Raw genomic sequence first — 13,682 nt, 5'->3', positions numbered from 1 at the left:
ATTGCAGAGCACCAACAATGATTGAACAACAAATCGAACAAAGCTTCATCGACAAACTGACGGGGCTTAAATACGAATACCGCTCGGACATCACTGACCGGGCCGCACTAGAGAAAAACTTCCGCGAGAAATTCGAAGCCCTGAACCGGGTCCGCCTCACGGATTCAGAGTTCGCCAGGCTGCTGGATGAAATCGTCACCCCGGATGTCTTCACCGCGGCCAAAACCCTGCGCAGCATCAATGCCTTCACCCGTGACGATGGCACGCCGCTGAACTACACACTGGTGAACCTCAAGGACTGGTGCAAAAACCACTTCGAGGTCATCAACCAGCTCCGCATCAACACGAACAACAGCCACCACCGCTACGATGTGATTCTTCTCATCAACGGCGTGCCGGTCGTGCAGATCGAGTTGAAGACCCTCGGCGTCAATCCCCGCCGGGCCATGGAACAGATCGTCGAATACAAGCACGACACCGGCAACGGCTACACCAAGACGCTGCTCTGCTTCATGCAGCTGTTCATCGTCAGCAACCGCGACCGCAGCTACTACTTCGCCAACAACAACGCCCGCCACTTCGCCTTCAATGCCGACGAGCGCTTCCTGCCCATCTATGAGTTCGCAAACGAGGACAACCGCAAGATCACCCACCTCGACGAGTTCGCCGAGCGCTTCCTGAAAAAGTGCGATCTCGGCCGGACCATCAGCCGCTACATGGTGCTGCTCGCGGGCGAGCAAAAGCTCATGATCATGCGGCCCTACCAGGTCTATGCCGTGCAGCACATGGTGAAGTGCATCGATGACGACAACGGCAATGGCTACATCTGGCACACCACCGGCAGCGGCAAGACGCTCACCTCCTTCAAAGCCTCCACACTGCTGAAGGAAAACGAGCACATCCACAAGTGCATCTTCGTCGTGGACCGCAAGGATCTCGACCGCCAGACGCGGGAAGAATTCAACAGGTTCCAGGAAGGCTGCGTCGAAGAAAACACCAACACCGCCGCCCTCGTGCGTCGCCTGCTTTCCGAGGACCACGCCGACAAGGTCATCGTCACCACCATCCAGAAGCTCGGCCTCGCGCTCGATGAAAACAGCAAGCGCAACAAGCAGCGCAGCAAAAACGGCCAGGCCACCTACAAAGAGCAGCTCGAAGCACTGAAGGACAAGCGCGTCGTATTTATCTTCGACGAATGCCACCGCTCGCAGTTTGGCGAGAACCACAAAACCATAAAAGCCTTCTTTCCCAAGGCGCAGCTCTTTGGCTTCACTGGAACACCAATATTTGGTGGACCTAAGGGCAACGCCAGTCGCGTAAAAATCGACGGCGAGGTGGCTTCATACCAAACCACCGAAGAGCTCTTCCAGCAGCAGCTCCACGCCTACACCATCACCCACGCCATTGAGGACGGCAACGTCCTGCGCTTCCACATCGACTTCTTCAAGCCCGAGGGCAAGAACCCGCCGAAACCCGGCGAAGCCATCGCCAAGAAGGCGGTCATCGAAGCCATTCTTGCCAAGCACGATGCCGCCACCGGCGGACGCCGCTTCAATGCCATTCTCGCCACCGCGTCCATCAACGACGCCATCGAATACCACGCGCTGTTCAAGACCATGCAAGGAGAAAAGGCGGCCGCCGATCCCGACTTCAAGCCGCTCAACATCGCCTGCGTCTTCTCCCCGCCCGCCGAGGGCGATCCGGATGTGAAGCAGATACAGGAAGACCTGCCGCAGGAGCAGGCGGACAACGAGGAAGACCCCGAGGGCAAGAAAGCCGCGCTCAAATCCATCCTCGCCGACTACAACGCCCGCTACGGCACCAATCACCGCCTCAGCGAGTTCGACCTCTACTACCAGGACGTGCAGAAGCGCATCAAAGACCAGCAGTGGCCGAATGCCGACTACCCCCCGGCGCAGAAGATCGATATCACCATCGTGGTGGACATGCTGCTCACCGGCTTCGATTCCAAGTTCCTGAACACGCTCTACGTGGACAAGAACCTCAAGCACCACGGCTTGATCCAGGCCTTCTCCCGCACCAACCGCGTGCTCAACGGCACCAAGCCCTACGGCAACATCCTCGACTTCCGCCAGCAGCGGGATTCCGTCGATGCCGCCATCGCCCTTTTCTCCGGCGAGAAGACCGGCGAGCAGGCCCGGGAAATCTGGCTCGTAGACAAGGCGCCTGTGGTGATCAAGAAACTGGAGACCGCCGTGCAGAAGCTCGGCGAATTCATGCAGTCCCAGGGCCTGGCCTGCACGCCCTCTGCCGTGGCCAATTTGAAGGGTGACGCCGCCCGCGCCGCCTTCATCAGCCACTTCAAGGAAGTCCAGCGCCTCAAGACCCAGCTCGACCAATACACCGACCTCACCGGGGAAAACAAAGCCACCATCGAGCAGGTGCTGCCGGAGGAAAACCTGCGCGGCTTCAAAGGCCAGTATCTGGAAACCGCCAAAAAGCTCAGAGAGCAGCAGGGCAAGGGCGGCGACAAACCCGGCACCACCGATCCCGTGGATCAGCTTGACTTCGAGTTCGTCCTTTTTGCCTCAGCCGTCATTGATTACGACTACATCATGGGCCTCATCGCCAAGTTCTCGGAAAAGGGGCCGGGCAAGTCGAAAATGACCCGCGAGGAACTCATCGGCCTCATCAGCGCCGACGCCAAGTTCATCAACGAGCGCGACGACATTGCCGAATACATCGGCACGCTCAAGGCCGGCGAGGGCCTCTCTGAGGCCGCCATCCGCGACGGCTACACCCGCTTCAAGGCGGAGAAGAACGCCCAGGAACTCGCCGCCATCGCCGCCAGGCACGGTCTTGACCCCGCCGCACTGCAAAGCTTTGTGGACGGCACCCTGGACCGCATGATTTTCGATGGCGACAAACTCAGTGACCTCTACGCCCCGTATGACCTCGGCTGGAAAGACCGCACTGAAAAGGAACTCCGCCTCATGCAGGACTGCGCACCCTACCTGGTCAAACGAGCCGGTGGCCGCGACATTTCTGGGCTCAGTGCGTATGAATGAGACACCGCTCACTGAAACCGCGCTGCTGGAGCGCATCGCCCTGGGCGAACACACCCGCCAGCAATTCAAGCGCCACTTCAACAGCCCCGACGCACTGGCCGCCGAATTGGCCGCCTTTGCCAACAGTGGGGGTGGCACGCTGCTGATCGGCGTGGAAGACGACGGCACCATCACTGGGCTGAGCGCCGCCGATATTCGCCACCTCAACCAAATGCTCAGCAACGCCAGCAGCCAGCAGGTGCGCCCGCCCATTCACCCCCTCACCGAAAACGTCAAGACCCACGACGGGCTGGTGATGGTGGTGACCGTGCCCAATGGCCTGGCCAAACCCTATCTGGACCATCAAGGGCGCATCTGGGTCAAGCAAGGTGCTGACAAACGCCATGTGACCGCCCGCGAAGAAATGCAGCGCATGTTTCAGAGTGGCGGCCTGGTCTATGCGGATGTGGTGCCCGTGGCGGGTACCTCCAGCGCAGACATCAACGAGCCCACCTTTCGCCGCTACCTGGCCCAGCACTACAGCGCAGATGACGCCCAAGCCGGGCTGCCGCTGGATGCCGTGTTGCAAAACCTGGGTCTGGGCGATGGCCGCGAACTGACCTTGGCTGGCCTCATGCTGTTTGGCCGCAACCCGCTGCGCTGGCGGCCGGCGTTCACGATCAAGGCCGTGGCCTTCTTCGGCACCAGCATTGCCGACAGCCACTACCAGGACAGCCAGGACTTCAACGGCACTCTGTCTGCCCAATACACCGAAGCGATGGCCTTCATCAAACGCAACCTGCGTCGCGTGCAGGGCGATCAGGGCTTCAACTCACCGGGCATCCTGGAGGTGCCAGAGGTGGCTCTCCAAGAGCTGCTGGTCAATGCTCTGGTACACCGCGACTACTTCACCAGCGCGTCCATCCGCATTCTGGTGTTTCGCGACCGCATCGAGATCATCAGCCCAGGCCCCCTTCCCGACAGCCTGAGCATTGACGACATACGCCACGGCAAAACCAACCGCCGCAATCCCACGCTGAGCGAACACGCCTTCCGCTTGCTGCCCTACCGTGGCATGGGCAGCGGCATACCCCGGGCGCTGGGCGAGTGGCCCCAAATTGAACTGATCAGCGAGGTCAGCGGGAACCAGTTCACCGCCCGTGTGAAGCGGCCCGGGGCGCAATGGGAGGGCGCGGGCGAACACGTGACCGAACAAGTCGAGGCCCCAGTCGAGGCCTCAGTCGAGGCCCCAGTCGCCTTGACCGACACCGACCAGAAAATTTTGACCGCGCTCGCTGCCCAGCCGCTGGGCCGCAGCCCCTTGCTCAGCGCACTCGGTTACAGCCAACCCACAGGCAACTACAAGGCCGCCATGACCAAGCTGCTGCAAGCCCGCCTGATCGAACCCACCATCCCCGACAAACCCAACAGCCGCCTGCAGCAATACCGACTGACTGCACAAGGAAAGGCCTTGTTGAAATGACCACCCAGGACCAGCACACCGCAAGGCCGCGCGCAGCCACCTACCAAGACCTGCTCGCTGAGTTGAAGACGACCGCGGCCGGGCTGCAAACACTGCACGAACAGGCCATCGAAGCACTGACGCCCACCGCGCAAGACATGGTGCGCAGCGGCAGCCGCGATGTTCAACGCATCGAGCACACACTCGACCAACTGTTGGACCACGCCTGCTTGCCGGAGGGCTTGGCCCTCTTCAAAACCCTCTGCCGCCATTACTGGACGCTGGACCCCCAGGCCACCGCGGCTTATGTCCACGCCTACCGCGAGATGTGGGATGCCGATGACCAGAACCTCACCGACGAGGTGGCGCCATGAACCCCCAAACGCCAAGCCCCGTTCTGACGGCAGAGGCAAAGCCTGCGCTGGTGCCGAAGCTGCGGTTTCCGGAGTTTCGGGAGGCAGAGGGGTGGGATAACTCCATCTTGGGTGATTTGTCGGAAGTCGTTCGTGGCGGTTCTCCACGTCCAATTGATGGTTTCCTCACCACCGATGCGAACGGCCTCAACTGGCTCAAGATTGGCGATGTGGATAAAGAAGCCAAATACGTCACTCGAACTGCCGAGAAAGTCCGCCCTGAAGCACTGAGCAAAACCAGAGTCGTAAAACCCGGAGACTTAATTCTCTCAAACTCGATGAGTTTCGGACGGCCCTACATTCTTCAGATTGAAACATGCATTCATGACGGCTGGATTGCCATCACGGACATCTCCAAGAAGGCTGATAGAGACTTTCTCTATTATTCGATTTCGGCACCCGGCAGCCAAAGCTACTTTGTTGATAACGCTGCCGGAAGTGGCGTTCAGAATCTTAACGCTGACATCATCAAAGCCCTACCGGTCAGATTCCCAAAACCCGCCGAACAACAAAAAATCGCCGAGTGCCTGAGTTCGGTGGACGAACTGATGGCCGCGCAAGCGCGGAAAGTGGACGCGCTCAAGACCCATAAAAAAGGGCTGATGCAGCAGCTTTTCCCCCGCGAAGGCGAAACCCAACCCCGCCTCCGCTTCCCCGAATTCCAAAACGCCGGGGAGTGGGAGGAAGTGGCTTTGGGAGACATCGCCGAGATCAAGCTTGGCAAAATGCTCGACAAACAAAAGCACACAACAGGTCGGTTTCTGCCATACCTCAATAACTTGTCCGTTCGCTGGAATGAAGTGAACACGTCAAATCTGCCCGAAATGTATTTCAACGACGGTGAACTTGATCGCTTCGGATTGAAAGCGGGTGATGTCGTTGTTTGCGAGGGTGGAGAACCGGGGCGTGCTGCCGTCTGGGACGGACGTTTGCCAGACCTCAAGTTTCAGAAGGCCATTCACCGCGTCCGGTTCAATGTGCCTTTTGAACCCTGCTTGCTCGTCTTCCACCTTGAGAACCTTGCAGGCACAACCCAGTTTGAAATGCTCTTCACTGGCGGAGGCATCAAGCACCTCACGCGTGAGACGTTTGCCCAGCTCAAGATCCCGCTTATTCCACCCGACGAACAACAACGTATCGCCTCATGCCTAAGCAGCCTCGATGCCCTGATCGCCGCCGAAACCCAAAAGCTCGAAGCCCTCAAGACCCACAAGAAAGGGCTGATGCAGCAGCTTTTCCCATCGCCGGAGGAAACCATCGATCTATGAACAAAGAACTCATCGTCCAGATGCAAAGCCAGTTTGACGCGCTGGCCCAAACCCATCCCGAGGCGGCCGACCTTGAGTTCTGGTTCGCCCGTGATTTGCAGGAACCGCTGGGCTACGCCCGGTGGGAGAATTTTTTGACCGCCATCCAGCGTGCCATCGAGTCTTGCAAAACAACGGGTTACGAGGCCGGGCATCATTTTCGTGGCGTCACGAAATTGATCACTCACGGTAAGGGCGGGCAGCGTGAGATCGAGGATTTCATGCTCACTCGCTACGCGTGCTACCTGATCGCCCAGAACGGCGACCCACGCAAAGAGCCGATTGCCTTTGCCCAGAGTTATTTCGCCATCCAGACACGCAAGCTGGAGTTGATCGAAGAGCGTTTGCAACTGCTGCATCGACTGGAGGCCCGCGACAAGCTGCGAGCCTCGGAAAAGGCGCTTTCCGACAATATCTTCGAGCGCGGCGTGGACGATGCAGGGTTTGGCCGCATCCGCTCCAAAGGTGACGCCGCCCTCTTCGGCGGCCACACCACGCAGGCTATGAAGGACAAGTTTGGCATCACCCAGTCCCGCCCGCTGGCGGACTTTTTGCCGACCCTGACGATTGCCGCCAAGAACCTGGCAACGGAAATGACCAATCACAACGTGCAGCAGGCCGACCTGCGCGGGGAACCCGCCATCACCAAGGAACATCTGCAGAACAACACCAGCGTGCGCCAGATGCTCGGCGAGCGTGGCATCAAGCCGGAAGCCCTGCCGCCCGAGCAGGACATCAAGAAACTGGAGCGCCGCGTCAAAGCTGAAGAAAAAAAGCTGGAGAAGCAGGCCGGACGTTTGCCGAAGCCATCACACGAAGAATGAACGGCCTGATTTCCCATCCTGCTGTGGTTCGAGGTTTGATCCTGGCGGCAACTGTCAAGGAATCCTTGACGGTTCAAACCGAGTTGCGGTGTAAGCGAGTTACCGAGGATTCCTCGGCAACTGCTCGGCCAGTAGCGCAGATCTTGTTCATGCACGGCAACCTGTCGGCAATTCCGACAGATTGCCAAGGCCGATCACTTGGATCGCGATTTTGAGCAGGCGATGAAGCTGCAGCCACAGCCCAATCCATTGAAGAAGAGACATGACTGAACAAAACCAGAAACAACTGGGCAACACCCTCTGGAGCATCGCCGACCAACTGCGCGGGGCGATGGATGCGGACGACTTTCGCGACTACATGCTGTCCTTCCTCTTCCTGCGCTACCTCTCGGACAACTACGAGACGGCGGCGAAGAAGGAGCTGGGGCGGGATTACCCCGATGTGGACGGCGACACCCGCAAGGTGCCGCTGGCGCTCTGGTATGCGAACAACGTGGACGACATCCCGGCGTTCGAGAAGCAGATGCGGCGCAAGGTGCATTACGTCATCCAGCCCGCGCACCTCTGGAACAGCATCGCCAACCTGGCCCGCACGCAGAATGCGGAGCTGCTCAACACGCTGCAAGCGGGCTTCAAGTACATCGAGACGGAGTCTTTCGAGAGCACCTTCCAGGGTCTGTTTTCCGAGATTGACCTGGGCTCCCCCAAGCTGGGCAAGACCTACCCCGACCGAAACGCCAAGTTGTGCACCATCATCCAGAAGATTGCCGAGGGACTGGCGGGGTTCTCCACGGCCATCGATGCGCTGGGCGATGCTTATGAATACCTGATCGGCCAGTTTGCTGCCGGGTCCGGCAAGAAGGCGGGCGAGTTTTACACCCCGCAGCAGATTTCCGACATCCTCTCCGCCATCGTCACGCTGGACAGCCAGGAACCGAAAACCGGGACCAAGAAGCGCCTGGAGAGCGTGCTGGACTTTGCCTGTGGCTCCGGTTCGCTGTTGCTCAACGTGCGCAAGAAGGTGAACAAGGCCGGCGGCACCATCGGCAAGATCTTCGGCCAGGAGAAGAACATCACCACCTACAACCTCGCGCGCATGAACATGCTGCTGCACGGGGTGAAGGACACGGAGTTCGACATCTTTCACGGCGACACGCTGCTTAATGAGTGGGACATGATGCGCGAGCAGAACCCGGCGAAAAAGCCGAGCTTCGACGCCATCGTCGCCAACCCGCCCTTCAGCTACCGCTGGGCGCCGACCGCCGCGATGGCCGACGACGTGCGCTTCAAAAGCCACGGCCTCGCCCCCAAATCCGCTGCCGACTTCGCCTTCCTGCTGCACGGCTTCCACTTCCTCAAAGACGAGGGCGTGATGGCGATCATCCTGCCGCACGGCGTGCTCTTCCGTGGAGGAGCCGAGGAACGCATCCGCACCAAGCTGCTCAAGGACGGCCACATCGACACCGTCATCGGCCTGCCCGCCAATCTCTTCTACTCCACCGGCATCCCGGTCTGCATCCTTGTGCTCAAGAAGTGCAAGAAGCCCGACGACGTGCTCTTCATCAACGCCGCCGAGCACTTCGTGAAAGGCAAACGCCAGAACCAACTGAGCGACGAGCACATCGCCAAGATCATCGACACCTACCAGCAACGCCCGGAACGAATCGAGCGCTATGCCCGCCGCGTGGAAATGGCGGAGATCGAGAAGAACGACTTCAACCTGAATATCTCACGCTATATCAGCACGGCCGTAGGCGAGGCCGAAGTCGATTTGCAGTTAATCAATACCGAGCTGGTCACCCTGGCACAAACCATTAAGGATGCACGGGACAAACACAATACCTTCCTCAAAGAGCTGGGCCTGCCAGCCTTGCCGTGAACCTCAAAGTGCTTCAATGAAGTCGCATCACACGCGGCACCGGACGGCAATTCCTCTACGCTCCGGGGCCTCGGCCTCTTATTCACGGACAAGCTCTTGATTTCAAGGCCGAGCGGGCCATCACCAATCTGCGTCGCTTTCTCTCTACCCTTGAACGGCTGGAGCGTAACCACCACGGCCTGCCCAGCTACAACACCGACCCCGGCTGGGCCACCGGCGCCAACAAGGCCCGGCGCTACCACGATCTGGCCGCCGTCGTGCTGGTGGCCGGCGGCAATGGCATCGGCCTGGCCGCCGGCCTGAGCATCTACCCCGAGCGGATCAACGAGAACCCGCTGATTCTGTGGGCGGCCATCGGCTGCAGTGTCGCCTCGATGCTGGCCCTGCTGCTCACGCCCAAATGGGGCTTCCGCCCGGACGCCTGATCCGTGGCAACAGGGCCTGCCCGCTGTTGCCCAGCCAGCAGGCCGGCAACAGCGGTGCTGAACACGCAACCCGAAAACGCGCCCGACCCTGCGTCCGCACCACCCACGGTGATTGCCCGCCGCAATTTGGCGCACCCAAAAAATAGCGCCGCGATTCATTTCAATTCAAGCGCTTGAGGCCTTATTCCAATTCCGGAAAAGCAATCCGGAAATAAAACATTAAGGTCGGCACGAAACCTGCAATTAAACGAATCAATTGGGCACGCTCCCCCGGCGCCCGGAACCGCCCTGCACCGCGCTTTATCCTGAATCCGAACTCCATGAAAAAGACGTACGTCTGGACCACCCTCGCCCTGCTCGCCGCCACCACCGCCGGCGGCGCTTATTATTTTCGCAGCCTGCCGGCCCCCGAAGCCCGCGCCGCCGAAAAGGCGCCCGCACCGGAAAGCGGCCGACGCGGCCCGGGCGGGCGCAACCGCGACGCCGCCAATCGCCCGGCGCCCGTCCTCACCGCCGCCAGCCGGTCCGGCGACATCGACGTGAGCCTCAACGCCATCGGCACGGTCACGGCCTTCAAAACCGTCACCATCAAGCCGCGGGTCGACGGCCTGCTCCAGCGCATCGCCTTCCAGGACGGACATACCGTCAAGGCCGGTGACCTGCTTGCCGAGATCGACCCCCGCCCCATCGCCGCCGCGCTGGAGCAGGCCAGCGGCCAGTTGAAGCGCGACGAAGCCCTTCTCGCCAACGCCCGCCTCGACCTGGAGCGCTACAAGGGCCTGCTGGCCAAGGATTCCATTGCCCGCCAGCAGGTGGACGGCCAGGAAGCCCAGGTGCGCCAGCTGGAAGGCACCGTGCAGACCGACCGGGCGCTGGTGGACACCGCCCGCCTCAACCTGAGCTTCACCCGGGTCACCACCCCGGTATCCGGCACCCTCGGCCTGCGCCAGGTTGACGCCGGCAACATGGTGCGGGCGAGCGACGCCGGGGGGCTGGTGATCGTCACCCAGACCCAGCCGATCTCGGTCATGTTCGCGATTCCGGCCGCCCAGTTGCCCGCCGTGCAAGCCCAGATCCGGGCCGGCAAGGGCCTCGCCGTCGAGGCGTGGGACAGGGACGGGCGCCGCCAGCTGGCCAGCGGACGCCTCATCAGCACCGACAACCTGATCGACACCAGCACCGGCACCGTCAAGCTCAAGGCCCAGTTCGACAACCGGGACGGCGCCCTCTTTCCCAACCAGTTCGTCAGCGCCCGCCTGCGCATCGACACCCGCCGCGACGTGGTGCTGGTGCCCTCGGCGGCCATCCTGAAAGGCGCCCAGGGCAGCTTTGTGTATGTGGTGAATGAACAGGACAAGACCGCCCACATGCGCCCGGTGGTCACCGGCACCGCCACCACCGACACCGTGGCCATCGAATCAGGCCTGAGCGCCGGCGAGAAGATCGTCGTCGAAGGCGTCGACCGCCTGCGGGATGGCGCCCCCGTTGAACTCAGCTCGCCGGAATCCCGCAAGGGCGGCCCCGAGGGAGGCCCCGGTGGCGAACGCCGCGAGCGCAAGAAGCCGGCATGAACCCGTCCCGCCCCTTCATCCTCCGCCCCGTCGCCACCTCGCTGTTGATGGTGGCGATCCTGCTGATCGGCCTCATCGCCATGCGGCTGCTGCCGGTATCGGCCCTGCCCGAGGTGGAATACCCGACGATCCAGATCGCCACCCGCTACCCCGGCGCCAGCCCTGAAGTCACCACGTCGGCCATCACCGCGCCGCTCGAGCGCCAGTTTGGCCAGATGCCGGGGCTCAAGCGCATGTCCTCGACCAGTGGCGAGGGCATTTCGGTGATCACCCTGCAGTTCGACCTGGCACTGGCCATGGACGTGGCCGAACAGCAGGTGCAGGCCGCCATCAACACCAGCAGCAGCTTCCTGCCGCAGGATCTGCCGATGCCGCCGGTCTACAGCAAGATCAACCCGGCCGACGCACCAATCCTGACCCTCGCCGTCAGCTCCACCAGCCTGCCCATGGCAAGGCTGGCCGATCTGGTGGATACGCGCATGGCCATGAAGATCTCGCAACTGCCGGGCATCGGGCTTGTCACCATCGGCGGCGGGCTGCGCCCGGCCGTGCGCGTGCAGGTCAACCCGCAGGCACTCGCGTCGGCGGGGCTCAGCCTCGAGGACGTGCGCAGCGCCATCTCCAACGCCAACGTCAACATGGCCAAGGGCAGCTTCGACGGCCCGGTGAAGGCCACCACCCTCGACGCCAACGACCAGCTCAAATCCGCCGAGGACTACCGCAAGCTGACGATCGCGTGGCGCAACGGCGCCCCGATCCGCCTGGGCGACGTGGCCGAAACGGTCGAAGGCGTGGAGAACACCCGCCTGGCCGCCTGGGCCGACAAAAGCCCGGCGGTGATCATCAACATCCACCGCCAGACCGGGGCCAACGTCATCGAAACCGCCGAGCGGGTGCGCGCCCTCTTGCCCCAGCTGCAGGACGACCTGCCCACCTCGGTGGACCTGCGCCTCCTGACCGACCGCACCCTCTCGATCCAGGCTTCGGTCAAGGATGTGCAGTTCGAGCTGGTGCTGGCCGTGGCGCTGGTGGTGGGCGTGATCTTCCTGTTCCTGCGCAGTTTCACCGCAACGCTGATTCCGGCGGTGGCGGTGCCCCTGTCGCTGATCGGCACCTTTGCGGTGATGCACGCCGCCGGCTTCAGCATCAACAACCTGACCCTGATGGCCCTCACCATCGCCACCGGCTTCGTGGTGGACGACGCCATCGTGATGATCGAGAACATCAGTCGCCACGTGGAAGACGGCGAAACCCCGCTGGAGGCCGCGCTCAAGGGCGCCAAGCAGATCGGCTTCACGATCATCTCCCTCACCGTGTCGCTGATCGCGGTGCTGATTCCGCTGATTTTCATGAGCGACGTGGTTGGCCGCCTGTTTCGCGAATTCGCCATCACCCTGGCGGTGGCCATCCTGATTTCGGCCGTGGTGTCGCTTACCCTCACCCCGATGATGTCGGCGCGCCTGCTCAAGCCGGTCGGCCCTCAGCACGCGCAAAACGGCGCCCTCTTCCAGGCCATCGTCGACCGCTACGCGGTGATGCTCGAATGGGTGCTCCGGCATCAGCGCCTGACCCTGCTGGTGTCCTTCGGCACCCTCACGCTCACGGTTCTGCTCTATGTGTTCATCCCCAAGGGCTTCTTCCCGGTGCAGGACACCGGCCTGATCCAGGCGATCTCGGAAGCCCCCCAGGACATTTCCTTCACTGCCATGTCCGAGCGCCAGCAAACCCTCGCCGGTATCGTGCTGGAAGACCCCGCCGTGGAAAACCTGTCCTCCTTCATCGGCGTGGACGGCACCAACACCACGCTCAACAGCGGCCGCATGCTGATCCGGCTGAAGCCGAAGGACGAGCGGGATGCCAGCGCCACCGAGGTGATCCGCCGCCTGCAGGCGCGGCTGCAAGAGCACCGCCTCGATACCCGGCTGTTCATGCAGCCGGTGCAGGATCTCTCCATCGAGGACAGGGCCAGCCGCACCCAGTACCAGTTCAGCCTGGAAGGCGCCAATGAAGTGCAACTGGCCCAGTGGTCGGCCAGGCTCACCGAAAAGCTGCGCACCCTGCCCCAGCTCGCCGACGTGGCCAGCGACCTGCAGGACCAGGGCGCCATGGCCTTCATCGACATCGACCGGGACAGCGCCGGCCGCCTCGGCGTCACCCCGGCCGCCATCGACAACGCCCTTTACAGCGCCTTCGGTCAGCGCCAGGTGTCGAACATCTTCACCCAGTCGGCCCTGTACCGGGTGGTGCTGGAGGTGGGGCCGGACTTCCAGCAAAGCCCCGCCGCGCTGGAACACATCCACATTCCGGCCGCCGGCGGGGGCAGCGTGCCGCTCTCGTCGGTGGCGCGCATCAGCGAACGGCGCACGATGCTGGCCATCAACCACCTGGGGCAGTTCCCGGCGGTAACCCTGTCCTTCAACCTGGCGCCGGACGTGGCACTGGGCGACGCGGTCAGCGCGATCCGTGCCGCCGAAGCCGAGCTGGGCCTGCCGCGCGGCATCCGCAGCAGCTTCCAGGGCGCTGCGCTGGCCTTCCAGGCCTCGCTGGACAACACCCTGCTGCTGATCCTGGCCGCGGTGGTCACCATGTACATCGTGCTCGGGGTGCTCTACGAGAGCACCGTCCACCCGGTCACCATCCTGTCCACGCTGCCCTCGGCGGGCGTCGGCGCCCTGCTGGCCCTGCTGCTGTCGGGCCGGCCGCTGGGCATGATCGGCATCATCGGGATCATCCTGCTGATCGGCATCGTCAAGAAGAACGCCATCATGATGATCGACTTCGCCATCAGCGCCG

General features: G+C 62.0%; 9 protein-coding genes. All 9 read left to right on the top strand.

The genetic code is table 11. The annotated features are described in order from the left end of the window. Window positions 1–17 precede the first annotated feature (17 nt). Window positions 18–3,029 carry a type I restriction endonuclease subunit R gene (locus tag Q1W26_RS17940; protein WP_300442954.1) on the top strand — a complete coding sequence of 1,004 codons (3,012 nt, stop codon included), beginning with the start codon at window positions 18–20 and terminating at the stop codon, window positions 3,027–3,029. Beyond that, window positions 2,992–4,491, top strand: coding sequence for an RNA-binding domain-containing protein (locus Q1W26_RS17935; protein WP_300442952.1), 1,500 nt, complete (start codon window positions 2,992–2,994; stop codon window positions 4,489–4,491). Before Q1W26_RS17940 ends, Q1W26_RS17935 begins: the two co-directional genes overlap by 38 nt. Continuing rightward, window positions 4,488–4,844: a hypothetical protein gene (locus tag Q1W26_RS17930; RefSeq protein WP_300442950.1), complete on the top strand. Its 357-nt coding sequence runs from the start codon at window positions 4,488–4,490 to the stop codon at window positions 4,842–4,844. Before Q1W26_RS17935 ends, Q1W26_RS17930 begins: the two co-directional genes overlap by 4 nt. Next, complete coding sequence (locus tag Q1W26_RS17925) at window positions 4,841–6,151, top strand: restriction endonuclease subunit S (protein ID WP_300442949.1); 1,311 nt, start codon at window positions 4,841–4,843, stop codon at window positions 6,149–6,151. Before Q1W26_RS17930 ends, Q1W26_RS17925 begins: the two co-directional genes overlap by 4 nt. Next, the gene (dinD, locus tag Q1W26_RS17920; protein WP_300442947.1) at window positions 6,148–7,014 is read left to right on the top strand and encodes a DNA damage-inducible protein D; all 867 of its coding nucleotides are present in this window, start codon (window positions 6,148–6,150) and stop codon (window positions 7,012–7,014) included. Before Q1W26_RS17925 ends, dinD begins: the two co-directional genes overlap by 4 nt. A 262-nt stretch (window positions 7,015–7,276) precedes the next feature. Next, the gene (locus Q1W26_RS17915; protein WP_300442945.1) at window positions 7,277–8,893 is read left to right on the top strand and encodes a type I restriction-modification system subunit M; all 1,617 of its coding nucleotides are present in this window, start codon (window positions 7,277–7,279) and stop codon (window positions 8,891–8,893) included. A 263-nt stretch (window positions 8,894–9,156) separates the two neighbouring features. Then, window positions 9,157–9,318 carry a hypothetical protein gene (locus tag Q1W26_RS17910; protein WP_300442943.1) on the top strand — a complete coding sequence of 54 codons (162 nt, stop codon included), beginning with the start codon at window positions 9,157–9,159 and terminating at the stop codon, window positions 9,316–9,318. 320 nt (window positions 9,319–9,638) lie between these two features. After that, window positions 9,639–10,889, top strand: a complete 1,251-nt coding sequence (locus tag Q1W26_RS17905; RefSeq protein ID WP_300442941.1) for an MdtA/MuxA family multidrug efflux RND transporter periplasmic adaptor subunit — start codon at window positions 9,639–9,641, stop codon at window positions 10,887–10,889. Next, window positions 10,886–13,682: efflux RND transporter permease subunit (locus tag Q1W26_RS17900; RefSeq protein WP_300442939.1), on the top strand; the 2,797-nt coding region annotated here is incomplete at its 3' end. The genes Q1W26_RS17905 and Q1W26_RS17900, both read left to right, overlap by 4 nt.

Origin of the sequence: Zoogloea sp. (assembly GCF_030157465.1) — a bacterium.
Lineage (GTDB): Bacteria > Pseudomonadota > Gammaproteobacteria > Burkholderiales > Rhodocyclaceae > Zoogloea.
This window is presented reverse-complemented; position numbering and strand designations above follow the sequence as displayed.